Source organism: uncultured Sphingobacterium sp., from assembly GCF_964277905.1.
Lineage (GTDB): Bacteria > Bacteroidota > Bacteroidia > Sphingobacteriales > Sphingobacteriaceae > Sphingobacterium > Sphingobacterium siyangense.
On sequence record NZ_CAXYKD010000003.1, the window covers coordinates 295,818 to 320,279 of the forward strand.

General features: G+C 38.8%; 25 protein-coding genes and 1 riboswitch. Of the genes, 13 read left to right on the forward strand and 12 right to left on the reverse strand.

The genetic code is table 11. The features are described 5' to 3' along the window. The first annotated feature begins 30 nt into the window (after positions 1–30). The 5 genes from ACHWSC_RS03280 to ACHWSC_RS03300 all read left to right on the forward strand — a co-directional run bounded on the left by ACHWSC_RS03280 (position 31) and on the right by ACHWSC_RS03300 (position 3,523). Positions 31–792 carry an SDR family NAD(P)-dependent oxidoreductase gene (locus ACHWSC_RS03280; RefSeq protein ID WP_394675772.1) on the forward strand — a complete coding sequence of 254 codons (762 nt, stop codon included), beginning with the start codon at positions 31–33 and terminating at the stop codon, positions 790–792. 10 nt (positions 793–802) lie between these two features. Further along, positions 803–1,252 (forward strand): GatB/YqeY domain-containing protein, encoded by a 450-nt coding sequence (locus ACHWSC_RS03285; RefSeq protein ID WP_120332659.1) that lies wholly within the window; start codon positions 803–805, stop codon positions 1,250–1,252. 88 nt (positions 1,253–1,340) lie between these two features. Then, on the forward strand, positions 1,341–1,793 hold the full coding sequence (locus ACHWSC_RS03290; RefSeq protein ID WP_394675773.1) for a GNAT family N-acetyltransferase: 453 nt from the start codon (positions 1,341–1,343) through the stop codon (positions 1,791–1,793). Between the two features lie 11 nt (positions 1,794–1,804). After that, positions 1,805–2,179 carry a DUF423 domain-containing protein gene (locus ACHWSC_RS03295; RefSeq protein WP_394675774.1) on the forward strand — a complete coding sequence of 125 codons (375 nt, stop codon included), beginning with the start codon at positions 1,805–1,807 and terminating at the stop codon, positions 2,177–2,179. Between the two features lie 6 nt (positions 2,180–2,185). After that, positions 2,186–2,248, forward strand: a riboswitch (Fluoride riboswitch). A 36-nt stretch (positions 2,249–2,284) separates the two neighbouring features. Further along, on the forward strand, positions 2,285–3,523 hold the full coding sequence (locus ACHWSC_RS03300; RefSeq protein WP_394675775.1) for a voltage-gated chloride channel family protein: 1,239 nt from the start codon (positions 2,285–2,287) through the stop codon (positions 3,521–3,523). Between the two features lie 238 nt (positions 3,524–3,761). Here ACHWSC_RS03300 and mgtE read toward each other — a convergent pair whose 3' ends face one another. The 4 genes from mgtE to ACHWSC_RS03320 all read right to left on the reverse strand — a co-directional run bounded on the left by mgtE (position 3,762) and on the right by ACHWSC_RS03320 (position 7,099). Beyond that, a complete protein-coding gene (mgtE, locus tag ACHWSC_RS03305) occupies positions 3,762–5,078 on the reverse strand; it encodes a magnesium transporter (RefSeq protein WP_088162181.1) in 1,317 nt (438 codons plus the stop codon). Positions 5,079–5,248: 170 nt separating this feature from the next. Then, entirely contained in the window at positions 5,249–5,959 is a 711-nt protein-coding gene (gene pepE / locus ACHWSC_RS03310; RefSeq protein ID WP_394675776.1) for a dipeptidase PepE, read from the reverse strand. An 89-nt stretch (positions 5,960–6,048) separates the two neighbouring features. After that, positions 6,049–6,225: an Arc family DNA binding domain-containing protein gene (locus ACHWSC_RS03315; protein ID WP_394675777.1), complete on the reverse strand. Its 177-nt coding sequence runs from the start codon at positions 6,223–6,225 to the stop codon at positions 6,049–6,051. Between the two features lie 10 nt (positions 6,226–6,235). Next, positions 6,236–7,099, reverse strand: coding sequence for an SPFH domain-containing protein (locus tag ACHWSC_RS03320; RefSeq protein WP_394675778.1), 864 nt, complete (start codon positions 7,097–7,099; stop codon positions 6,236–6,238). 97 nt (positions 7,100–7,196) lie between these two features. Between ACHWSC_RS03320 and ACHWSC_RS03325 the strand changes: the two genes are divergently transcribed. The 5 genes from ACHWSC_RS03325 (at position 7,197) to ACHWSC_RS03345 (ending at position 13,307) form a co-directional block, all read left to right on the forward strand. Next, positions 7,197–7,679: a DNA-deoxyinosine glycosylase gene (locus tag ACHWSC_RS03325; RefSeq protein WP_394675779.1), complete on the forward strand. Its 483-nt coding sequence runs from the start codon at positions 7,197–7,199 to the stop codon at positions 7,677–7,679. Positions 7,680–7,732: 53 nt separating this feature from the next. After that, positions 7,733–8,911: an AIR synthase related protein gene (locus ACHWSC_RS03330; RefSeq protein ID WP_394675780.1), complete on the forward strand. Its 1,179-nt coding sequence runs from the start codon at positions 7,733–7,735 to the stop codon at positions 8,909–8,911. 62 nt (positions 8,912–8,973) lie between these two features. Beyond that, the gene (locus ACHWSC_RS03335; RefSeq protein ID WP_088163625.1) at positions 8,974–9,411 is read left to right on the forward strand and encodes a RimK/LysX family protein; all 438 of its coding nucleotides are present in this window, start codon (positions 8,974–8,976) and stop codon (positions 9,409–9,411) included. Positions 9,412–9,469: 58 nt separating this feature from the next. After that, positions 9,470–10,405 (forward strand): 30S ribosomal protein S6--L-glutamate ligase, encoded by a 936-nt coding sequence (gene rimK / locus ACHWSC_RS03340; RefSeq protein ID WP_088162187.1) that lies wholly within the window; start codon positions 9,470–9,472, stop codon positions 10,403–10,405. 160 nt (positions 10,406–10,565) lie between these two features. After that, entirely contained in the window at positions 10,566–13,307 is a 2,742-nt protein-coding gene (locus ACHWSC_RS03345; RefSeq protein WP_394675781.1) for a DUF3857 domain-containing protein, read from the forward strand. Positions 13,308–13,377: 70 nt separating this feature from the next. Here the strand turns inward: ACHWSC_RS03345 and ACHWSC_RS03350 are convergent, their stop codons facing one another. The 5 genes from ACHWSC_RS03350 to thrS form a co-directional block, all read right to left on the reverse strand. Next, a complete protein-coding gene (locus ACHWSC_RS03350) occupies positions 13,378–13,827 on the reverse strand; it encodes a DUF3060 domain-containing protein (RefSeq protein WP_394675782.1) in 450 nt (149 codons plus the stop codon). Between the two features lie 252 nt (positions 13,828–14,079). Beyond that, on the reverse strand, positions 14,080–14,424 hold the full coding sequence (gene rplT, locus ACHWSC_RS03355) for a 50S ribosomal protein L20 (RefSeq protein ID WP_046674462.1): 345 nt from the start codon (positions 14,422–14,424) through the stop codon (positions 14,080–14,082). 98 nt (positions 14,425–14,522) lie between these two features. Beyond that, positions 14,523–14,723 (reverse strand): 50S ribosomal protein L35, encoded by a 201-nt coding sequence (rpmI, locus tag ACHWSC_RS03360; RefSeq protein WP_002993964.1) that lies wholly within the window; start codon positions 14,721–14,723, stop codon positions 14,523–14,525. Positions 14,724–14,762: 39 nt separating this feature from the next. After that, a complete protein-coding gene (infC, locus tag ACHWSC_RS03365) occupies positions 14,763–15,323 on the reverse strand; it encodes a translation initiation factor IF-3 (protein ID WP_075993338.1) in 561 nt (186 codons plus the stop codon). An 11-nt stretch (positions 15,324–15,334) separates the two neighbouring features. Further along, entirely contained in the window at positions 15,335–17,260 is a 1,926-nt protein-coding gene (gene thrS, locus ACHWSC_RS03370) for a threonine--tRNA ligase (protein ID WP_070565657.1), read from the reverse strand. 647 nt (positions 17,261–17,907) lie between these two features. Here thrS and ACHWSC_RS03375 point away from each other — a divergent pair. Then, a complete protein-coding gene (locus ACHWSC_RS03375; RefSeq protein ID WP_075993340.1) occupies positions 17,908–18,531 on the forward strand; it encodes a 7-carboxy-7-deazaguanine synthase QueE in 624 nt (207 codons plus the stop codon). 103 nt (positions 18,532–18,634) lie between these two features. On the opposite strand, the gene ACHWSC_RS03380 is transcribed toward ACHWSC_RS03375, so the two are convergent. The 3 genes from ACHWSC_RS03380 to ACHWSC_RS03390 form a co-directional block, all read right to left on the reverse strand. After that, a complete protein-coding gene (locus tag ACHWSC_RS03380) occupies positions 18,635–19,882 on the reverse strand; it encodes a hypothetical protein (protein ID WP_394675783.1) in 1,248 nt (415 codons plus the stop codon). 135 nt (positions 19,883–20,017) lie between these two features. Next, on the reverse strand, positions 20,018–21,094 hold the full coding sequence (locus tag ACHWSC_RS03385) for a Gfo/Idh/MocA family oxidoreductase (protein ID WP_333625575.1): 1,077 nt from the start codon (positions 21,092–21,094) through the stop codon (positions 20,018–20,020). A gap of 16 nt (positions 21,095–21,110) precedes the next feature. Continuing rightward, positions 21,111–21,701, reverse strand: a complete 591-nt coding sequence (locus ACHWSC_RS03390) for a phosphatase PAP2 family protein (protein WP_075993343.1) — start codon at positions 21,699–21,701, stop codon at positions 21,111–21,113. Between the two features lie 579 nt (positions 21,702–22,280). On the opposite strand from ACHWSC_RS03390, the gene hisG reads away from it, so the two are divergent. Both hisG and hisD read left to right on the forward strand, forming a co-directional pair. Next, entirely contained in the window at positions 22,281–23,132 is an 852-nt protein-coding gene (gene hisG, locus ACHWSC_RS03395) for an ATP phosphoribosyltransferase (protein WP_120332653.1), read from the forward strand. Between the two features lie 21 nt (positions 23,133–23,153). After that, positions 23,154–24,440 carry a histidinol dehydrogenase gene (gene hisD / locus ACHWSC_RS03400; protein ID WP_394675784.1) on the forward strand — a complete coding sequence of 429 codons (1,287 nt, stop codon included), beginning with the start codon at positions 23,154–23,156 and terminating at the stop codon, positions 24,438–24,440. Positions 24,441–24,462: the final 22 nt, after the last annotated feature.

A 24,462-nucleotide genomic window follows, 5' to 3' on the forward strand; every position in this document is an offset into this window, starting at 1 on the left:
TTCATTTTTAATATCAACGAGTTACATTATATGACTAAAACAGTTTTTATTACAGGAGCAAGTTCAGGAATTGGTCAGGCTTGTGCCGAAGTTTTAGCGAAAGAGGGTTACAATCTTTTACTTTGCGCGCGCAGGTTAAACCGTTTAGAGGCATTAAAAGATGCATTGTTAGCGGCCTACCCTACTATTCAGATCCATATTTTTGAGCTTGATGTTCGCGATGCTGAACAAGTTGCGAATCAAATTGAGGGCCTACCTCTGGCATGGAAAAAAATAAATGTTCTCATCAACAATGCTGGTTTGAGCCAAGGATTGGATCCTATTCAAAATGGTGATATCGGAGATTGGGACAGAATGATTGATACCAATATTAAAGGTTTACTGTATGTGAGTAAATCTGTAATACCACTTATGGATACTGAAAACGGCGCCCATATCGTTAATTTGGGATCTATTGCAGGGAAAGAGGTTTATCCGAATGGAAATGTGTACTGTGCTACCAAACATGCTGTTGATGCTTTGACTAAAGCTATGCGCATAGATTTGTTAACTCAGGGCATTAAAGTAACATCTATCGACCCCGGAATGGTGGAGACGGAGTTTTCGGAAGTTCGTTTCCATGGAGATCGGGAAAGAGCTAAAAATGTCTATAATGGTGTGCAGGCCCTGACAGGGAAAGATATTGCCGAAACGATCCTTTTCGTCATTACCAGACCTGCACATGTTAATATAAACGATCTATTAATAATGCCTACAGCGCAAGCGACAGGCACAATTGTCAATCGAAAATAATTTAAATATCATGTCATTAGAAATACAAATAAATCAAGACATTAAGGCCGCAATGATTGCAAAAGACACAGCAAAATTACGTGGCTTACGTGCAATTAAGGCAGCTATCCTCTTAGCAAAGACAGAAAAAGGTCATGCCGAAGACCTTAACCAAGAGGCAGAGATTAAAGTTTTACAAAAACTTGTAAAACAACGTCGCGAATCTGCTGAAATTTACAAGACTCAGAACCGTGAAGATCTTTATGAAATTGAAGTTGAGGAAGAAAAAGTAATTGAAGCTTATTTGCCAAAACAACTAAGCAAAGAAGAAGTTGAAACGATTGTCAAAGCAATTATCGCCGAAACAGGAGCTTCTTCCATTAAAGATATGGGTAAAGTAATGGGAGCCACAAATCAAAAGCTTGCTGGACAAGCAGATGGAAAAACCATCTCTGAAGTTGTTAAAAGTCTTCTTGCATAAAATGCTTAAATCAATAGAGTCAAATTAAATTGGATATGTCTTTCCAGCCATATCGATTACATAATTTGACTCTATTTTTATTTCAATTATGGCTTTTCAGTGGAATCTTAAGAGTTTTAACGAACTCAACACGAAAGAATTATATCGTATTTTAAAGCTTCGAATGGAAGTGTTTGTTTTGGAGCAGGAGTGTTTATATCCTGAATTGGACGATAAAGATTTTGCCTGTCTACATCTGTGGACAGAACAAGATGATCGTATTATAGCATACACGAGATTGGTTCCTCCGGGCCTTTCCTACCCACAAGCTTCGATTGGTCGGGTTATCGTCGCCGAGGAAGCGCGCGGAACCGGTCTGAGTAAACAATTAATGATTCATTCCATCGAATCTCTCTATAAAGAATTTGGTGAAGGCGAGATACAGATAGGTGCGCAATTTCATTTAAAATCCTTTTATGAAAAATTAGGGTTTAAACAAATCTCTGAGCCCTACCCTGATTATGGAATCCTTCATATTGATATGATTAAACCCGCAATTTAGTAAATTTAGGCATGCAAAACGTTGTCATCATCACAGCCGCCCTATTTGGCGGCGTCGCTATTATCCTAGGTGCATTTGGAGCCCATGCATTCAAAAAAATCCTATCAGCTGAAAAACTGGAATCCTTTGAGGTCGGCGTTCGATATCAAATGTATGCTGCGCTAACCCTATTGATTCTAGGATTCAATTTCCACTTTGAGTTTCAGTCTGAACGAGTCGCATTTTATCTGATCACACTAGGAACTCTTTTATTCTCTGTAAGTATATATTTTCTATCGTTTGCTGAATACTGGAAAAAGAATCTAAAGTTTCTTGGCCCAATTACCCCGCTCGGCGGATTACTTATGATCGCAGGCTGGGTTGCTATTATCATTCGTTTTTTGTAGATTTGATATATATATGGCAATGATGTCTGCCCTGAACCGCCTTAATAAGCTGATGACGTCTACTATTTTAGTATAAAACAACAATTTTATATAAAGTGTAGACTTATGGCTATAACACATTCAAATCAAAGCAATCTTCATTTTTTTCTTAAATGGCTTATCTCCTGTAGTGCGATAGGTTTCACCGTAGGTTCTATTTGTGCGTTTTTTCTCTTTTCCCTCAATTGGGTAACGCAGTACCGAGAAGCTCATCCTTGGATAATTTATGGACTTCCCCTAGCGGGATTTGCCATAGCATTGTCCTATAAGTATTGGGGAAATCCATCAAGCAAAGGAAATAACCTGCTGATTGAAGAATACCTTCATCCCCAACGCCGCATTCCACTTATCATGGCGCCTCTTGTCCTATTCGGAACTTTACTTACACATCTGTTTGGGGGTTCTGCAGGTCGTGAAGGAACTGCTGTACAGATAGGTGGAGCAGTTTCCGATCAGCTTAATCGCTGGTTTGACTTCGATAAAACTGAACGTCGCATCTTAATTTCGATCGGCATCACTGCAGGATTTGCCGCTGTGTTTGGCACCCCGCTCGCCGGAACGATATTCGGCCTGGAAGTACTACTGATTGGCAAAAAAAGATATTTCGGTATCCTGCCCTGTTTATTTACCGCCTATTTTTCGAACTTCAGCTGTCAATTATGGAATATTCCACACACCCATTATCCAATTCATGATGTTATTCCAATGCTGTCCTTGACCAATATTGGATTTAGCCTCGCCGCAGGCATTCTATTCGGTATTACAGCATGGCTTTTTACATTTGCCAGCGATTTCTTTAGCCTTCAATTCAAACGAATTAAAGACCCCCTGCTTAGACCAGTGATTGGCGGTATTATTTTAGTACTTATCATTACGTTATTCCATAGCAGTAACTATATTGGACTTGGTATCCCCATGATTCAGAACGCATTTGTCGATCAGTCGAATTATTATGACTTTATCATCAAATTGCTTTTAACGACTTTCACCCTTTCTGCCGGATTTAAAGGCGGAGAAGTCACCCCGCTGTTTTTTATCGGGGCAACCTTGGGGAGTGCATTAAGCACCGTTATTCCACTTCCCATCAGCCTGCTGGCTGCCATGGGCTTTGTAGCCGTATTTTCAGGCGCTACAAACACCCCGCTCGCCTGTATTGTAATGGGTTATGAATTATTTGGGATTCAGCCTATTTTATTTATAGCAATAGCGTGTATAGTCGCTTTTTTATTTTCCGGAAAAAAAGGAATTTATATTGCGCAAAAAGGCGGTTTAAAGGAAAAATTATACCGCAGACTCAATTTATAAGCAGACTCACTTTATAAACAAGACAATGGGCTTTCAACTTCTCAGTCTATCTCCTTGTATCCCATTATGAACTACTTCAAATAAAAACAAGATAGGGAAAAAAACATGCTAAGAAGAGTGCAGACCACAATGAATGGATAGATGACTTTAATAAAGACACGAGAAAAATTTTTTGATAAAAAAAAAAGCCTAAATCATAAGTATGCTTTAGGCTTTTTTTAAAATCTTATCATCCGAACTATAGTAGTTTTCCATGCAGAAAGAATGCTGCAACAGTAAAATAGATAATCAATCCTGAAACATCCACCAACGTAGCTACAAATGGTGCTGATGCCGTCGCCGGATCCAATCCAAACCGACGTAGAATAAATGGAATAAACGATCCTGACAAAGTCCCCCATAAAACAATAAACAATAAGGAAACAGCAACCGTAAAACCAATTGAAATCCAATAAGGACCATAGTCATACAGACCAAGAAAATGCCAAGCCAATATCCGTAGGAATCCGATCGAACCCAATATTCCACCTAAGATTAAACCAGAAGAAATTTCGCGCTTCATTACGTACCACCAATCTTTCAGCTTTAACTCTCCGAGCGCCATGGCACGAATAATTAAAGATGCCGCCTGCGACCCAGAATTACCCCCACTGGATATAATTAAAGGAACAAATAAAGCAAGTACAACCGCCTTTTCCAATTCCCCTTCAAAAAATCCCATTGCCGAAGCTGTAAGCATTTCGCTAAAAAACAAGATGATCAGCCAGCCGGCTCTTTTTTGAATCAATTGCAACAAAGGAGTTTTAGTATAAGCCAGATCCAATTCTTCCATCCCCCCAAATCGCTGAATATCTTCTGTATCCCGATCTTCAATTCGATCCAACACGTCATCAAATGTCACAATTCCGACCAATACCCCTGCTTCTGTAATAATAGGCAAAGCACTTCGGTCATATTTTTGAAAAATCTCGAATGCCTCTTCCATGGGTGTGGAAGCCTTAATCGCGGCAAAATTGTAATCTATTAAGTCGGAAATCTTGGTAGAAGAATCCGATAGCAGTAATTGACCAATTTTCAAGTCATCGATCAACACATTTTTCTCATCAACTACATAAATAAAATTAAGCGTTTCGGCCTTCCTTCCAAACACCTTGATATGCCGAAAAACATCATCCACGGTATAATAAGGACGAACTTGCACATACATTGGCGTCATAAGCCGAGCAATACTATCCTCTTTATATCCGATCAGCTCCAAAGCCATCTGCTTCTCGCGCTCATTCAATAGATTGATCAGATATTTGATCAGATCATCAGGCAATTCCGACAACAATTCATTACGTGTATCCGGCTTCAAATTATTCAGCAATTCGGACAGTTCATGTTCCGTCATGGATTTGATCAACGTATATTGAACATCCATTTCAAAAAAAGAAAAGATCTCCAATCTATCCTCCAAAGGATAGTCCATAAACTGTTGATGTTGTTCTCCCTTACTTAAACGCGATATTTCTTCCGCGATATCGGCTGGGTGTAATGCTGAATTTTGTTCCATTGGAAGAATATTTTAATGGATTTAGCGCAAAAGTAGCTTATTTTGTATGATTTTCAACAATCTGAAAAACTATTTTTTCCAATGGGAATTGCTGCTAGTCTTTCGTAAAATCCTCTACTACATATTGAAGAGTACATTTGACTTGATATGCCCATGAACTTTACAATATCTTAAAAATTAATTAATCCAGGCGCTAGCTCCTCGGGCTCAAAACCAGCTTTAAATAGCCGGGCTGTTAAATTACCTTTCAGTTCTATATTTCCTTCATCTACATGCAACCAGCTCCCTTCACGCAAGCCTATGACTGGCTGAGGATTAAGCTGATGAAATTCCTGGATTCGCGTTTCCCTTGTCTCTCCTTTATGTGTAGAATTTGGATCCGGATCCAAATAATGTGGATTAATATTAAAAGGTAAGAAACCAAGTGCGTCAAAGCTAGGCGGATAAACAATAGGCATATCATTTGTACTTCCTATTGTTAGTCCAGTCAAATTGGACCCCGCAGATGTACCGACATATGGAATCCCCTTTGCTACTTGTACACGCAATTGCTGTACCAAATCCAGCTCATACAACGTTTTTAAGAGTAGAAATGTATTTCCTCCACCAATAAAAATAGCTTTAGCATCCTGAATAGCCTTCTTCATGTTATGAAACTCATGCAGCCCCCGAACCGTTATACCTCTATCGCTCAGTGCGTCCTGCACCTTAGCCGTATAACCATCAAACGAAATTCCTGATGGTCTCGCAAAAGGGACAAATAACAATTCGTCTGACTGAATAAATTCTACAAAATCTTGCTTAATATAAGCTAAAAACTCACTACCATAGATCGTACTTGTACTTACGACCAATAACTTGTACGCTGGATTAACATTCATCTTTTTTTCGCTAAAACATTAAAATAAAAAGTACCCTTGGCTTTGTCGATTGCGAAGCCAAAGGTACAGTTTTCGTTCCTTACTCTATGCTATTTCTTATCGGTAGTCTTTTTTTCAGCACCGAATCTTTTATTTTCCTGCAGCGCTTTATGTAAAAGATATTCGATCTGTCCATTAACACTCCTAAACTCATCTGCAGCCCATTTTTCCAATGCTTTGTACATCTGGTCGTCTAAGCGCAGCATAAAGTTTTTCTTATCCGCCATTTCATTTCGTTTATTGGTACAAAGTACCTGTATTTACAATTGGTGTCGCCGCCTTCTCTCCACAGAGCACCACCATTAAATTGCTGACCATTGCTGCTTTTTTCTCGTTGTCCAACTCTACAATATCTTTCTCAGACAATTTATGCAAGGCCATTTCCACCATCCCAACAGCACCGTCTACGATCTTTGCCCTTGCTGCCACAATTGCTGCCGCCTGTTGTCTTTGAAGCATAGCACCTGCAATTTCGGAAGCATAAGCCAAATGACTGATTCTGGCCTCTTTAATAATAACCCCGGCTGGAGCCAAACGATCAGACAATTCTTGTTCAAGAATATGATTTACGGTATCCCCACCTTCACGCAAAGTGATCTCCGCGCCTTCATCTTCCAGGTTATCATAAGGAAAGCTTCCGGCCAAATGTCTTACTGCTGCTTCACTCTGCGTGCGTACATAAGATGTATAATTACTTACATCGTAAGCAGCTTTATATGTATCACCTACCTTCCATACGATAACCGCTCCAATCTCAATTGGATTTCCCATCTTGTCATTTACTTTCAGTGTCTGTCCCTGTAAGTTATCGGAACGAAGACTCACTTTAATCGTTGAATACAACGGATTGACAAAAAATAATCCATTTTCCTTAACAGTACCTACATATTTTCCGAAGAAATTCAGCACACGTGAATGATTTGGATTAATAATCATCAATCCCTTTAAAATAAAAAAAGTAGCAATCATCAATATCACCCCCAGTACAACATACAGGGAACTTGCTTCGACATTCGCGAAGGAGAATATAGCTGCCACAAAGGAGACAACAGCTATCAATAAGGCTAAATAGCCAGACATTGGTTTAATTAGTTTTTCCATAATTTGTTAATATATATTTGATATCATTTTAATATCATAAATATACTATAATATTTTTCATATTTCAAATGAAAATTTAAAATTACTATTTTTGATTATGCGCAAAAGATCCTTTCTACCTTTAGTAAACTCCACGACAGAAATACTCATCCTTGGCTCTTTGCCTGGAGACAAGTCTTTGGCAGAAAATGAATATTATGCGCACCCACAAAATCGATTCTGGAAAGTAATCACCTCTTTGTTTAATGCGCCGGAACAAACAAATTATACGGAGAAGATAGATCTATTATTCAAAAACAACATCGGTCTTTGGGATGTTTGCGCAGAAGCCTCTCGTTCCGGCAGTATGGATCTAGCCATACAAAATGAAGTTCCGAATCAGCTTGTTGAGCTGCTAGAAGCCCACCCTAAAATCACACAAATTATTTTTAACGGGCAAAAAGCGCACAGTTTATACTTAAAGCATTTCAACAAAAGAGAGGAGATTATTTACAGATGCTTACCTAGCACAAGTCCAGCCAATGCGAAAAGTAATCTCGAAAATCTAATTAAACAATGGTGCGTAATAATAAGTGATTAAATTACACGAATTAGATTCGTTAATTCAGTCCTATTGCTTATTTTTGCCCTAAGATGTCAGATTTAAAATACAATCAACGAGGCGTATCCGCAGGGAAAGAGGATGTGCACAATGCGATAAAAAATATAGATAAGGGTCTGTTTCCCAAAGCATTTTGCAAAATAATTCCAGATATTTTGGGTGGAGACCCAGACTGGTGTAATATTATGCATGCTGATGGTGCTGGCACCAAATCTTCATTGGCGTATGTCTATTGGAAAGAAACTGGTGATATTTCAGTTTGGAAAGGTATCGCACAAGATGCAATTATCATGAATATTGATGACTTGCTTTGTGTAGGCGCTATCGATAACATTCTCTTATCCTCAACGATTGGCAGAAATAAGAATCTTATTCCTGGTGAAGTGATTGCTGAAATCATCAATGGTACAGAAGAGATTCTGGCGGAACTTCGGGAGTTGGGAATTGGCATCTATTCTACAGGAGGTGAAACTGCCGACGTTGGCGACCTTGTTCGTACCATCATTGTTGATAGTACAGTAACCTGTCGGATGAAACGTGAAGATGTTATTTCAAATCATCGCATCAAAGGCGGTAACGTCATCGTTGGCTTAGCATCGAATGGAAAAGCAATGTATGAACAGTCGTACAATGGCGGAATGGGTTCCAATGGACTAACTTCTGCACGTCATGATGTATTTAACAAAAAAGTAGCTGAAAAATATCCTGAAGCGTATGATCCAGCTGTTCCTTACGAACTAGTTTTCGCGGGAAGCCAAGATCTTACAAATGAAATCGAAGTTGAAACCGGAGAAAAAATAACTGCGGGTAAGCTTGTTCTTTCAGCGACGCGTACTTATGCGCCTGTTATCAAGCAAATACTAGACAAATATCGTTCTCAAATTGACGGGATGGTGCATTGCTCTGGTGGAGCGCAAACAAAGGTCTTACACTTTGTGGATAATGTGCACGTCATCAAAGATAATCTTTTCCCGATCCCACCTCTTTTTGAATTAATACAGAAAGAATCCAATACAGACTGGAAAGAAATGTACAAAGTATTCAATATGGGACATCGTATGGAATTATATGTACCTGAATCGATTGCATCGGATATCATTGCTATTTCAGAATCATTTGGCATTCCGGCTCAAATCATAGGCCGCGTGGAAGAATCTACGGCTAAAAAAGTTACTATAACCTCTCCTTACGGAGAATTTATCTACGAATAAAAGATTTTCATCCCTGTCCCCTGCTTATACATGGGACAGGGATATTTTTCAATTTGGTATAAATGAAAGAAAAACTTCTTGTGGGCTGGAAAGAGACCCTTGATTTACCTGAATTGGGAATATATGGTATAGAAGCAAAAGTCGATACCGGCGCTGCTTCATCGGTACTACACTGCAACTCGTACAAGGTAGTTAAGGAAGATGGTCAGGACTGGATTATCTGCGAACTTATCATTAATTTTGAAACCGAAGAGACAAAAACTTTAAAATTAAAGCTCTATAAAACAAAATTGGTTAAAAGCTCTTTTGGTCAAGAAGAGAAGCGATTTTATATCCGTACCACAGCAACATTGTACGACCAAGTGTTTGGCATTAAGATATCCTTTAGAAATCGATCCCAAATGACCTACCCTATGCTTTTGGGGAAAAATTTTTTATATAAAAGGTTTTTGGTTGATGTTTCCAAGGAAAATCTCTCCGTGAAGGCCTTAGCAAAATAAAAACAAATAGCCAAGCTATTTTGTTATCTTAGCACAAAATATACTCAATATACAAATCGTGAAAATTGCCGTATTATCGACAGTAAAGAGTTTATACTCAACTCGTCGTCTCGTAGAAGCCGCACAACAAAGAGGACACGAATGCGTTGTCATCGACCACAGTAAATGTTATGTAGGTATTCAACAAGGTAAACCCAGTATTCATTACAAAGGACAGGATCTGAGTGATATCGATGCCATTATTCCGCGGATAGGAGCATCGGTAACATTTTACGGATCAGCTATTGTTAGACAATTTGAGGTGATGGATGTTATTTCCGCTAATCCCAGCCAGGCAATTACGCGATCTCGGGACAAATTGAGGTGCCTTCAGATTTTATCCGGTGCAGGAATCGGACTCCCAATTACGGGATTTGCACGTACAGCCTCTGACGTAGACGACCTTATCAGCATGGTTGGTGGAGCTCCATTAGTTATCAAATTGTTAGAAGGAACCCAAGGTATTGGGGTAGTCCTTGCAGAGACAAAGAAAGCCGCTTCATCCGTTATCGAAGCATTCTACGGCCTTGGCAATAACATTCTGATTCAAGAGTTCATCAAAGAATCTAAAGGCTCCGATATTCGCGCATTCGTGGTGGACGGCAAAGTTGTAGGTGCAATGAAACGTACGGCAAAGGAAGGCGAATTTAGATCAAACATTCATCGTGGCGGTACCGCGCAAATTATCCGTTTAAGTAAGGCTGAGAAAGACACAGCGATTGCCGCTGCAGCACAGTTAGGGCTTACGGTATGTGGCGTCGATATGATCCCTTCTGATCGTGGCCCTTTAGTACTCGAGGTTAATTCATCTCCTGGTTTGGAAGGTATTGAGAAAGCGACCAAAAAGGATATCGCCTCAGAAATAATACAATACATTGAAAGACAATACGAGTTAAAGCAAGCTCAGATGCCTAAAGTTGTCAAGAAAAAGAAAAAAAGAGAAAGTAAATTATAAGATTACCGAATCAGCAACTAAAAGGGTTGTCCATATATTTGGACAACCCTTTTTATTTCTAAAGACCCTAAACTCAACTAAATCCAGATTTCCAATACTCTTTAAATTCGGTTACCATTACGTCCAATTTTTACTTATCTTAGGCTAAATTAATGAATTAATGAAAAGATTTAGCCATCTTCTATTTGCCTTTGTACTCGTACTAGCTGCATTTTCCTGGTCTTTTAGCCAAACAACTATCCAAAAAACAGCATCACCAAATTGGCTCCGCCCTACTACAAAAAAAACCATAAAGCCAAATTTGGATGATATTAGTGATGGATATTACTATGAGTTAATCGAACATCAAATAAACTTAGCTACCCAAACAAAATATTATAAGGACATAAAAGTTCTATTTGATCAGACTGGAATCGAAAATTTGGGACAAGTCCAGGTAACCTTTGATCCGCATTTTCAAAAACTTCAACTACATGAGTTAAAGGTTATTCGCAACGGCAAAGATATTAACCTATTACCGCAGGCAAAATTTAAGCTTCTTGCCTCCGAAACAGAGCTTTCGAGATCCATTTACAACGGAAGTCAAATGGCCCATTATGTTTTGGAAGATTTACGCAAAGACGACAAGATTGTATTTGCTTATTCAATAATAGGTGTAAATCCGGTATTTGAACAGAAATTTTTCGACAGCTATTACTTACAGGGATATGAACCTACAGGTCTGGTTCATCTCAACTATATTGTACCCAATGGTCGCAAACTGCAGTTTAAAAGTTTCAATGGCGCACCTGAGGCACAGCAACAGTCAACAGGAAATACAACAAATTTTTTCTGGGAGCTGACGGCGGACAAAACGGTTCAGTACGAGGATTATAGTCCGTCGTGGTACAGCCCTTTAAAATATATCCAATGCTCGGAATTCCATACCTGGCAGGAAGTTGATCAATGGAACCGTAAAATTAATCCTATTCCACAAATAGCAACGACAAGTACACTTCAAGCCTTCGTCAATCAACTTTGGAAAGAGTCCAACGGGCAACCCTATACGTACCTGAAAAAGGCCTGCGACTTTGTACAAAATGAGATACGCTATATGGGTATTGAGATGGGAGAATATTCGCACCGAGCAAATGTTCCAGAAAAAGTATTTTCCCAGCGCTACGGCGATTGTAAAGATAAATCAATGCTGCTGGTCACAATGCTCAAAAACATGAATATTGATGCAGGACTCGTATTAGCCAATACCTATAAGAATAGAGGCCTGCAGGAAGAACTTCCCTCACCTTATGCTTTCAACCATATGGTTATTGAAGTTAATATTGGTGGACGGTCCCAATATATTGATCCAACCATAACTAATCAGGGTGGAGATATCAAAAACAGGTATTTCCCAGCTTATGGAAAAGTACTCTCGACTATGGGTAGTGGAAAGCTTACAGACGTACCGCAGCATGTTACCGGTAATATTAAAGTCAAGGAAACCTTGACAATGGAAGGCAAATTTGAGGCTACCCTTGATGTCCACACAACTTATGTTGGAAATGAAGCGGACGATATGCGTACTTATATTCAAAGTAGTGCAAAAAATGACATACAGAAGCAATACTTGGAGTATTATGCCAAGATCTATCCGAAGATCAATAAAATTGGTCAAATACAATACACAGATGATCTGGAGAACAATGTTGTGGAGATCATCGAAAAGTATAAAATAAAAAACATTGGAAAGACAGAAAGCGGATCTACTAAAAAATATATTCCTTTGTTGGGAACAAATATAAATGACAAGCTTCCAGAGATTATGGAGGATCGTATTGCTCCCCTAAGCCTTTCTTTTCCAACAGATCTAACCTACGAAATGTATATCGTCAACAAAGGGAAAAAGGAATTTGGCAATTATAGAGACAATAGTTATTTCGACCGCACTGCGTATGTTTTCGGCAAAACACTGGAAGTAGAACAGGATAGTATTAAGGTTGCATACACGTTAAGTTTCCACGAACCCTTTGTCGAACAAAAAGACCTGAAACAGTATTATACAGATTTTGCAGATCGTGATCATATCTTTTATAATGGTTTCTATCTTGACAATGATGGATATTTAACAGATGGGATACCTCGTTTAGGAGCACCTTCTTCAGTCAATGAGATTAACTGGTTTTCATTAATTCTATTTATTTTATTGCTATCATACTTGCTTTGGTATATCGCAAAAAGGTACAGAAAGAGCAAACCTTTTATCATCAAACCCTATAACGAAATTTATCATGACCAAATTGGGGGCTGGATGATTTTTTTACTTCTTTTAATAGCTACAAGCATATTTACGAAATTCACTTTTCTTTTCTTTAGGGAGTCCTTTTTTAACCTTAATACCTGGCGGGCGATAGACCATATCGATGGTGGTGCACCGACATTCTATAAAATGCTGCTCATATCTGAAATGACAGCTCATCTTTTAATTCTGGTCGGGTTCGTTTATAGTTTCATCCTTATGATCAAAAAAAGGGATATTTTTGCCCAGACATTTTTTCTAGTTACTTTGTTTATGGCTATATTCTATCTCGTCCATGCAATAGGATACCATTATATGTCCAAACAATATATGGGTATCACGGATGATTCATTTTCAAATTATACAGATCACATCAGAGCGATCCTTTTCTTCTGCATTTGGGGAACTTATGTCTATAAATCGGAACGCGTAAAGGGGACCTGTGTTCGCCCATATCAGAACGATGGGATTATTCAGAAGGCTGCGACAGGGCATCCTTTTGATCAAGATTTTCTAAAGCCTTATTCAATGATGAAACAAGGAGAAAACGAAGCCGGAGCGGAATCTCAATCCCAGAGCGATAGAGCCGATCGCAGTCATCCCGAGGACGATCAAGACAAACCGTAGCTACCATTTCCATTAAAAAGGGTTCTGTAAATAATATACACAACCCTTTTTTATGGAAATCCGATTTACATTATTTCATTTTCATCACCATATTATCCGCGCCTTCAGTAGACACTTTTACCTGACCAGATTTGTTCTTCGTAGACTTATAGTGGAGATGGTTTTTGACTCCCTCAATTTGAACAGTCTCTACTGAACCAATATTAACCATATTGTCTGCCCCCTCTATCGTCACCGTTGTGATGTCATTCCCTGTTACAGTATTCCCCTTCCCCTCGATAATCAATTTACTTACATTGCCACGGATTACAACTTTATTGTCAGCACCTTCTATTTGTACAATCTCCCCCCCTTTGGCCTCTATCGTACGATTATTGTTCACCCCTTCAATTGAGATAACTTTTCCCTGCTGATTAACCACATCGTTCGTTAGAGCCTTGGAAACTGGCTCTTTGGCCGCCATCACCAAGCTTCCGATCAAAAGAAGTGAAAATCCAAATGTAATTGTTCTTAGTTTCATAATGTTATGTTTTCTACAGATCAACAAAAATCAAACCTAATTTCAAATCTAAAAGAGATATAAGTTGTAATAAACAGCGTCACTTGCATCAAGAGTATAATTGGGGAGTAAGAACTAAAATGAAACATAGCATTGAATTGGGTTTACCTGGCACATAACGTCCCAAAAAAGATACAGTAACCGTCATAACAAAAAAAGGAGCCTTTTAGGCTCCTTTAATATCTCTAACAAATTGACAGCGGATTAAAAACTCTATTTTACTGCGTCTACAACTGCTTTGAAAGCTTCTGGGTTATTTAAAGCTAAGTCAGCTAAAACCTTACGGTTCAAACCAATGTTTTTAGCATTTAATTTACCGATCAATTGGGAATAAGAAATTCCGTGTTGACGAGCTCCAGCGTTGATACGTTGAATCCATAAAGCTCTAAACTCGCGTTTTTTGGTTTTACGATCGCGGTAAGCGTATTGTAAACCTTTTTCTACTGTATTTTTAGCAATAGTATAAACTTTGCTACGTGATCCAAAGTAACCTTTTGCAAGGCCTAGGATTTTTTTGCGTCTTCTTCTAGAAGCTACTGCGTTAACCGAACGTGGCATATTTTTAAAATTAGTTTGGTAGAAGGTGTCATGTATTTCAATGAACTTACAACCTTATACCCGGTTAAAAAATTTTTATTAATAAAATCGAATAAAACTTATTTACCGATAGCAAGCATACGTTTTACGTTGCCCATATCGCCATCAGATACATAACTTGTTTGTGTTAAGTTACGTTTACGTTTTGTGCTCTTTTTTGTCAAGATGTGGCTTTTGAAAGCGTTTTTTCTTGCAATTTTACCTGTTCCAGTCAATTTGAAACGTTTCTTTGCGCTGGAATTGGTTTTAACTTTTGGCATAATACTTATAAATTTTATATCAATCTGTTAGAATTCTTATTATTTTTTAGGAGCCTTTGGAGCTACTGTTAAAAACATGCGTTTCCCTTCTAATTTCGGTAAAAGCTCTACCTTACCGTAATCCTCTAAAGCCTGAGCAAAGCGTAACAACAAGATTTCACCTTGATCCTTGTGTACAATAGCACGACCTTTGAAGTGTACATAAGCACGAACTTTCTCTCCACTTTCAAGAAACTTAATCGCATGCTTCAATTTGAACTCAAAATCATGCTCACCAGAGTTAGGTCCGAAACGGATTTCTTTAATAACAGTCTGTTTTGCATTAGCTTTGATTTCCTTTTGTTTCTTCTTCTGTTCGTAAACAAACTTACTGTAGTCGATAATCTTACAAACCGGCGGTACAGCATTTGGCGAAATCTCCACTAAATCAAGTTCCAACTCATCAGCCAACTCTAACGCTTTGCGCGTAGGGAAAACTCCTTGCTCCACATTATCTCCTACCAAACGTACCTCAGGTACTTTGATTAACTCATTAATGCGGTGATCTGGTTCTTTCTTTCTCATTGGTGGTCTTGGACCACCGGGTCTTTTTAATGCCAAATGTTTAAAAATTAAACGGTTATTTCCTTAATTAATATATCTCTAAATGCCTCAGCAGTCATAGTTCCTAATTCCACTGAGCCATGTTTACGTACAGAAACTGTGCCATTTTCCACCTCTTTTTCCCCTACAATCAACATATAAGGAAGCTTTTTGACTTCGGCGTCTCTGATTTTTCTGCCCACTTTCTCGTCACGTAAGTCTATCAGTCCGCGAATATCGGAATTATTTAGCGAATTCAAAACATTTTGAGCATATTCTTCATATTTTTCTGACACTGGCAAGACGATAAATTGCTCAGGAGCAAGCCATAATGGGAATTGTCCAGCACAATGTTCGATCAATACAGCCACAAAACGTTCTAAAGATCCGAAGGGCGCACGGTGAATCATCACAGGGCGATGTTTCATGTTATCACTTCCTGTATATTCCAACTCAAAGCGCTCAGGCAAATTGTAATCCACCTGTATAGTACCCAACTGCCATTTACGACCTAAAGCATCCTTCACCATAAAATCCAATTTTGGACCATAGAAAGCCGCCTCACCATACTCTACGACTGTCGGCAAGCCTTTTTCCTCCGCAGCTTCAATAATTGCAGATTCAGCCAAAGCCCAGTTTTCGTCAGTACCAATATACTTCGTACGATTCTCAGGATCACGTAACGACACTTGTGCTGTATAATCATTAAAACCTAAGGCTCCAAAAACATAAAGTACTAAATCGATTACCTTTTTGAATTCATCTTTAACCTGATCTGGACGACAAAATAAATGGGCATCATCCTGAGTAAATCCACGCACCCTTGTCAATCCGTGAAGCTCACCAGACTGTTCGTAACGATATACAGTACCAAACTCTGCAAATCGAACCGGTAAGTCCTTATACGAACGTGGTTTTACTTTATAAATTTCACAGTGATGCGGACAGTTCATTGGTTTTAACAAAAACTCTTCTCCTTCGATCGGAGTTTTTATCGGCTGAAATGAATCCGCGCCATATTTCTCATAGTGTCCAGAAGTCACATATAACTGCTTATGTCCGATATGCGGAGTAACAACAGGCTCATACCCTGAGTTTAACTGTGCTTTCTGTAAGAAGTCTATCAGCTTTTGACGTAATGCAGCACCTTTAGGCAACCAAAGAGGCAAACCTGCACCAACTTTTTCAGAAAAAGCAAAAAGTTCCAACTCTTTCCCTAGTTTACGGTGATCGCGTTTTTTCGCCTCTTCTATAAATTTCAAATATTCTGTAAGCTCCGATGCTTTAGGGAACGTAACACCATAAATACGTGTCAACTGTTTGCGAGACTCATCACCTCTCCAGTAAGCACCGGCAACATTAGTCAATTTAATCGCTTTGATAAACCCAGTATTTGGAATATGAGGCCCACGACATAAATCTGTAAATTCCCCTTGAGTATAGAAAGTAATCTTTCCATCTTCCAAGTCTTTGATTAAATCTAGCTTATACTCATCTCCTTTTTCAGTAAAGTAAGCCAATGCATCCGATTTCGAAACAGCTTTACGTTCAAATGTTTCTTTCCGTTTAGCCAGCTCCAGCATCTTGTCTTCGATCGCTTTAAAGTCATCAGACGAGAATTCACGATCACCAAAATCAACATCGTAGTAAAATCCGGTTTCAATCGCGGGACCAATACCAAATTTAATCCCAGGATACAATGCCTCCAAAGCCTCAGCCAATAAGTGGGCTGAAGAATGCCAAAAAGTGGATTTACCTTTGGTATCATTCCAGGTCAATAACTTGACAGTAGCGTCATTTTCAATAGCACGGGCAGAATCCCACACTTCACCATTGACTTCGGCAGCAAGGACGTTTCTTGCAAGCCCCTCCGAGATTGATAACGCAATCTCTGCAGCAGTGATCCCTTTTTGATACTCTCTTACGGAACCATCCGGTAGTGTAATTTTAATCATTTACAACTATGATCTTTAAATTGTTAAAAAATAGAAAACATAAAACAACATGTACAATTATGTTATTACACTTACGTTTTCAATAAATAAATTGTGACACAAATTTAGTAAAAATTCTGATAAAATAACAGGAGTTTAGCGCTATTCAACGCATTATACAGGTATAATTACTAGCCCCCGCTCCTGTCCTCTGTTCAAACACACCGATTTCATCAGCTTTACATCCTTATCATTGCAGTTTAAAACGAATTGATAATCTGATCTTATTGATCAACAGCTCCTCTCTATTGTCCCGATGTACATCCCAACAATGAATGAAAATCAGGTTATATACTAACAAGGGTATAGCAGGGGGTTAACAGGGGTATAACAGGGGGTTAGCAGGGGTAAATCCCTATTAACCCCTTGTTATCCCCCTGTAAAAAGAGTATTGTTTCGCTGTTAATAGAAAACATTGTATAAACCTGATACCATAGTGTCGGTAAACAATGTGCTTTGCTTAAACATCAACCTAAAAACAAATGGATAAAACAGATTATTACCTGCAACTACATATAAAAAAAATGACAGGACAGCTACTTAAAAGCCACAGGACAAATTGAGCATCTCATTAATATTTGCTACCTTTGCAGACTGAAATTTTAACTATGTCAAATCAAGTACCAGAAGACGGAACACTATTGCCCTTAATGGAAGAATTTTACACTATTCAGGGAGAAGGCTACCACACCGGGACTGCTGCTTATTTCATACGATTGGGTGGTTGCGATGTGGGCTGCCACTGGTGCGATGTAAAGGAAAGTTGGGATGCATCCATCCACCCCCTTACAACCGCAGATTCGATTATCGAAAATGCAAAGAAATATCCGGCAAAAACAGTTGTCATTACGGGTGGCGAACCACTTATTTATAATTTGGATTACCTAACAAAAGGACTTCATGAGGCGGGCATTAAAACGTTTATTGAAACATCAGGTGCATATCCTTTGAGTGGCGAATGGGACTGGATATGTTTATCTCCAAAAAAATTCAAAGCTCCACGGAAAGATGTGTTAGAAGCTGCTGGTGAACTTAAAGTTATCGTTTTCAATAAAAGCGATTTTGCATGGGGAGAAGAATACGCACAACTTGTAGGACAAAACTGTAGATTATACCTTCAACCTGAATGGTCGAAATCTAAAGAGATGACACCTTCTATTATTGACTACGTAAAAGAAAACCCTAAATGGGATATTTCACTACAAACACATAAGTTCTTGAACATTCCTTAATCGTGCAAATGCACGATTAAATTGACACATAAAAAAGGCCTTCGATAGTATCGAAGGCCTTTTTTATAAATAATAAATCTATATTAATGCATGTAATTTAAAATCACTTCACATAGGTCTTTAAAAAAGCTTCCAGGTCTAACGTTTTCGTTTCTTCACCCTCCTTTTCCCGGACCAGAACATTTCCAGCATTATCAGCATCTAAAAATAATAAGTTCGCCTTTAATAAAATCTTCCCATTTTCATCCAACAATCCAACTTTTCCATTTTCAGAGAACATCAAATAATTGTCTAAAAATTTACTGATATTTTCCTTTTTGTCAAGCAGAATTTTCCCTTCCTGTGTGATCAATCCAAAATTACCATCTTTCTGAAAAATAGCCAGTTTTTGATTTGCAGGCGTAAGCCAGTCAAACCCTTCTTTATTCACCTTTCCTCCTTTCTTATCCAACAACCAGAAATAATTATCTTTATCTGAAACAATAGCAGTCTGCTCATTAAAATAGGCTAAAGAGAAAAGAGAGCAAGGCAACACGTCTTCTCCCGCTATGCTTTTTATACCATAATATTCATCATTGGTATCTTTATCCTTGACCATCGTCCATTTAAGTGATTTTTCCAATGGAAAAGTATCTTCAAACAAACTCACATCTTCCCCTTCACTCGTATTCCCTCCCCCTGAGATATCAATCACCTTTGCATTTTTAGGGAGTGCAAAATCTGTCACGGACGATACATTGATCACTTTTGTTGTTTCAAAACCAAGGTCATTGTTTTCCCCCAAAGACAATTTGAGCACACCTCCAGGCAAATCATTGATAAATGAAAATGCTGTCAGATAATAAGTGGGCACTGCTTCCGAATACCATACCGTTGCCACCGCGGAATCGGCATGGTTTTTTATAAATAACTTTGCTTTCTTACAGGTAATTCCCGCTATCGACTCGATCTCGCCCATATCTTGCAGCTGCACATAAGGCCCTTCCGACTCCCCTAACTTCGTACTGACAATCTTATAGGACGGACTGTATGCTTCGGCAGTAACAACATCATCTCCAACCGAATACGAATATGTTTTTGCTAATTTTCGATTTAAAATAGCATGTGCTTTTTGATTCACTACAGTGGAAGAATAATCGGCATCAGCCAAAATCTCCACATTCCGATAAGCCATTTTTCCTTTCAAAAATGGCTCATAAAACTCTTTTGCAAATTCCGGAACTTCATTTTCAAATTTTTCAGGGGAAACTTCACCTTTAAACACCAACTCCATCTGCCATTGCTTATCTTGTGCATAGGTTGTCGAAATTGATAATCCAAATAATAGTGCAACGTTGAGTAAATTATTCATAAGAATGATAAATATGTAGCTAAATAACAAAAGACAGACCAAAAAGCCTATCTTTTACGCTATTTTTTTATTTATTTACTTTTTTCGCTTCATATTTCCATAAAAAGCAAAAAAAAGACCACTAAGCAAAATATACTACAATTTTATCATCTGTCTAGTTTTCACCGCTTCGTCACATGCCAAAGCAATTCGTAGACTATTAACAGCATCTTCCATCGAATCAGAAAGATCCAAATTATCTACAATCGCCTGCTGAAAGAATAACTGCTCCCGGTTACATAATTCCTGATGATCGGGCTCATCAGATAAGTTGACCCACTCATCAACCTTCGTAAATTCATTTGCCGCATCTAAATCGGCGTAATGTACACGAAGGCTTTCTGTTTGTGTATGGGATGCTACCGAATCCGATTTACCTTCATTGCTTGCTTTATTTGCGACAATGGAAACTGCACCTTTAGGTCCAAAAACATCCTTTACAAAAAAAGCATTCTGACTAACCATTGGTCCCCATCCGGCTTCATACCATCCTACGGATCCATCTTCAAAATGCAGCTGCAATTGTCCGTAGTTGTAGTTCCAAGCAGGAATCTCATCGGTTAACCGCGCGCCGATTGCAGATACATACAATGGTTTCGCACCCACCATTTGACACATGACATCAATATAATGAACTCCACAGTCAACAATGGGACTTAAACTAGCCATTAGATTTTTATGCACATCCCACATATACCCATGGCTCTGTTGATTCAGATTCATACGCATAACAAGTGGTTTTCCCATCGTTTTAGCTATTTCAATAAATTTGACCCATGAGGGATGATATCTCAAAATATATCCAACAACCAATTTTTTATCATATTTCACCGCTGCATCGACGACCTCCTGCGCGGAAATCACATCTTCAGCTAAAGGCTTTTCAATAAAAACATGAGCACCAGCCTGAAAGGCTTTTATAGCATACGCTTTGTGTGTATCCGGATAGGTCGCTATACAAACGGCATCCGGTTTCGTTTCCTGAAGTGCATCCTCATAAGATTCAAACAATTTATAGTTGCCGCCCAATTGTTCATTCAGTTTACTTTTGCTCTCCCCACGAGCTACTAGCCCCACAATTTGAAAGCCATCTAAATCGTGATATGCCTTCGCATGAGATGCGCCCATATTTCCACATCCAACAACCAATATTTTAATAACCTGTTGCATCATTTTTTCTATTTCTATATTATTTCTTTAGTCCATCTAAAGCAAAGGCTGCTCCTGTTCCCAATACAGCACCTGCTAACACATCGGAGGGAAAATGTACGCCCAGATACATCCTTGAATACCCCACGCTACTCGCCCATAACAGCGATGGTGCGACGACGTACCACTTTGAGTAAGCCCGAGACAAAGCAGAAGCAGTAGCAAAAGCAGATGACGTATGACCAGACGGAAAGGAATACCCACCGGCCGTACGAACCGATATGAAATTAGGATATTTTTTAAATGGCCTGCTTCGCTTAAAAATATGTTTTAACCCAACATTCACGAGCGCTGTTACAGCCGTACTACTCGCAACATACAAGGCATTCTGACGCATTGCCTTATCATCGTTGACCGCACCTGCAACCAGTAAACCTACAGGAACGGCTATCTGAACATAGTTATTGATATCAGAAAGCACTTTAAATGTTTGTGTTTGTGGCGCTGTCCGAGTCTCGGCTATGGACTCCAATATACGGATATCTAACGTAGATGCTGGCTTTTCCTGTCCAAGGACAGGACCGTATAGACAGTTAATCCAACAAATAAAAATAAAAGCTAATCTTTTCATCAAACAAATAATCTATCTAATTTATAATCCCTTTGAAACATGTACCACTAAACACATTCCTCCTATTTATTAAACAACAACTTATACTCCCTACTACTGCAACTCTTATTCGCTACTAACTTAGTATGTCACCCCAATTCCTAAAAATAAGAAAATTTATGTGAGTTGTCAGCCTATAAAAAGCGTTTCGATAGAACAAGATTTCACAACTTGCTATTGGCGTAATTCAAACAGCCTACTATAAGGATAGGAAATCAGCATTACCTTTTGTCTAAATTATGGTATATTCCCCCAATCAACAGCATTGTTTTCACATTTTTTTCAAGAAAATTGAATTCATTTCAACAACAAGTCGATTGGGATAAGAATTTTAAAATGATAGTCTTGCATTTCCCATTAATTTACTATACATTTGCTTGCAGTTATTAATACAAACATGGTTTATACTTACGTACATCATTTTCATTTGCATCATCGCCATTGTGGCGATATGTTAATTTAATGTGTTCTTACGTAGAATACCTTCCCTCTTGTTTGATTTCTTATTATTAATAATTTACTGCTAACATTTATAAAGCGTTGAAAAATCTTAAAATTGCTATCCAAAAATCGGGTAGGTTAAACGAAAAATCTGTTCAATTACTGAAAAATTGTGGTTTAGACTTCGAGAACTACAAAAGTTCTTTAATCACAACTGTTGGGAATTTCCCACTGGAAATATTATTTCTGAGAGACGATGATATTCCGGGATATGTGGAACAAGGCATAGCCGACCTGGGCATCGTCGGTGAAAACATCATCGATGAGACTGAATCCAAAGTAGAATACATCAAACGGCTTGGTTTTGGAAAATGTACATTGAAACTGGCTATTCCCAAAGATAGCACCATCCAAGACATTAAAGACCTTAACGGCAAAGCAATCGCAACCTCTTATCCAAATATCCTAAAGAATTTTCTAGACGATTATAAGATTAATGCAGACATCCGTTTGATATCCGGCTCAGTTGAGATTTCACCGGGCTTGGGTCTTAGTGATGCGATCTGCGATATCGTATCTACCGGAGGAACACTAAAAAGCAACGGTTTGAAACCTTTTGCTGATGTCAAAAATTCAGAAGCCATTTTGGTTGGAAGAAAGGGATTAGAAGGCAATGAAGTTTTGGCCGAATTAGTACAACGTATCGAATCTGTTCTTTTAGCAAAAGAAACTAAATATGTGGTATTGAATGTCGAAAAGAAAAATTTGCCAGCCATCACTTCTTTATTGCATGGTGTTAAGAGCCCTACGGTTGTTCCATTGGCAGAAGAAGGTTGGGTAGCCGTACACACCGTTATCACTGAAGATGACTTTTGGGATAAGATCAATAAGTTAAAAGCTGAAGGTGCCCAAGGTATCGTTGTGATGCCCATTGAAAAAATCATTCTTTAAACTTGATGCACTTATACAACCATGTTAAAAAAATATGATTACAAAACGTTAGGAAAAACCGAAATCCAGCAACTGGTCGCTAGGAATACGGATCCAAACAATGCAATACAAGAGGTTGTCCAGGAAATTATTCAACAAGTACGCCACCAAGGTGATATCGTATTACGCGAATATGCGGCCAAATTTGATAAAGTTGAACTTGACAGATTATATTTAGACGAGGAAGATATCGACGCACTGGCATCTACCATTGACCGCGATCAACAAAGAGCATTGGAAATCGCGTTTCAAAATATACATAAATTCCATAGTACACAATTAAAAAGGGAGCGAACTGTCGAAACAATGCCCGGCGTAAAATGCTGGCGCGAGGTTCGTCCCATTGAAAAAGTTGGCCTTTATATCCCAGGGGGATCAGCAGTTTTACCTAGCACACTTTTAATGCTCGGTATTCCTGCGAGAATAGCTGGATGTAAAGAGATTGTCGTTTGTTCTCCTCCACAATCCAATGGAAAAATAAATGGCTTTGTTGCTTTTTGTTTAAAATTACTTAAGATAAATAGAATATACCTCGTTGGAGGCGCTCAAGCTGTTGCTGCTATGGGGTTTGGAACAGAGACTATACCAAAAGTCGATAAGATATTTGGCCCAGGAAATCAGTTTGTCACAAAAGCAAAATCCATCATACAGGGCCTTGCAAATGTTAGCATTGACATGCCTGCGGGACCATCCGAAGTACTGGTCATCGCTGACGAGTCGGCTAATCCAGCATTTGTCGCCGCAGATCTTTTGGCACAGGCCGAACACGGAGCCGACAGTCAAGCTGTGCTGGTTGCAACTTCCGCGGCTATAGTTGATGCCATCAACACAGCATTGGTAGCCCAATTAGCGGTTTTGCCTCGCAAGGAACTTGCTGCAAAAGCGATTGAAAATTCCTATGCAATAACTGTCGAGAATCTTCAGGAGGCCATTCAGTTTTCAAATGACTATGCGCCAGAACACCTTATTTTGGAGACGGACCAATGGGAGTCCTTAACACGCTATATCAGTAACGCTGGTTCGGTTTTCTTAGGTCACTTAACCCCTGAAAGCGCAGGAGATTATGCCTCAGGTACAAATCACACGCTGCCTACATCAGGCTATGCACGCTCCTACTCCGGCGTATCTGTAGATTCTTTTGTGAAAAAAGTTACTTTTCAGCATATAAACGAAACTGGACTTCAACAAATCGGGTCGGTAGTTGAAATACTCGCTGAACTCGAAGGCCTGCAAGCGCATAAAAATGCGATCTCTATTCGGAAGAAATAATAAAACATACACTCTTGATATT